This window comes from Brachybacterium tyrofermentans (assembly GCF_039526165.1).
Classification (GTDB): domain Bacteria; phylum Actinomycetota; class Actinomycetes; order Actinomycetales; family Dermabacteraceae; genus Brachybacterium; species Brachybacterium tyrofermentans.
The window spans coordinates 1-833 of the sequence record NZ_BAAAIR010000060.1 but is presented as its reverse complement, the minus strand read 5'-3'; the positions used below and the strand labels follow the sequence as shown (position 1 = coordinate 833).

The 833-nt window shown below is 65.3% G+C and carries 1 protein-coding gene; it reads left to right on the top strand.

The annotated features are described in order from the left end of the window. Nucleotides 1-7 precede the first annotated feature (7 nt). Nucleotides 8-814 carry an ABC transporter ATP-binding protein gene (locus tag ABD093_RS18190; protein ID WP_343926276.1) on the top strand — a complete coding sequence of 269 codons (807 nt, stop codon included), beginning with the start codon at nucleotides 8-10 and terminating at the stop codon, nucleotides 812-814. Nucleotides 815-833 lie beyond the last annotated feature (19 nt).

The window sequence follows — 833 nt, the reverse complement described above, 5'->3', positions numbered from 1 at the left end:
GTGCTTCCTGGCCATGGTTCATGATCTCGCTTCCCCAGCAAATGCTGGAATCAGCGTGTCCACGAACAAGGGGCAGGCCCCCCTGGAGGTCCGCTCCGGGGAGGTCCATGGGTTCCTCGGCCCGAATGGTGCCGGGAAGTCCACCACCCTGCGCATCCTGATGGGGCTTCTACGATCCGACAGCGGCCGCGCGAGAGTTCTCGGCGCGGACCCGTGGAACGACGCTGTCGCGCTGCACCGACGCCTGGTCTATGTCCCCGGCGACGTCGAACTCTGGCCCACCCTCACCGGGGGAGAGGTGATCGATCTGCTCGGCAGGATGCGAGGCGGCCTCGAAACGACCCGCCGCGCTGAACTGATCGAGCGATTCAGCCTCGACCCGGGCAAGAAGTCACGCACGTATTCCACCGGCAACCGGCAGAAGGTCGCTCTGGTGGCGGCTTTCGCCTCGCACGCGGAACTCCTGGTGCTCGACGAGCCGACGTCGGGCTTGGATCCGCTCATGGAGCTCGTGTTCCAGGAAGAGATCGAGCGCGTCCGCGATGAAGGGCGGACCGTCCTGCTCTCCAGCCACATCCTGGCCGAGGTCGAGCGGCTTGCGGACCGGGTCAGCATCGTGCGCGACGGCGTGAGCGTCGAACACGGCAACCTGGCTGATCTTCGACACCTCTCCGGAACGAACGTCGAAGTCACGACCGGTCGGCCAGTGACCGGACTGGACGACCTGGCCGGTGTCGTCGATCTCGAGCAGGGGGCCTGCCCCTTGTTCGTGGACACGCTGATTCCAGCATTTGCTGGGGAAGCGAGATCATGAACCATGGCCAGGAAGCACT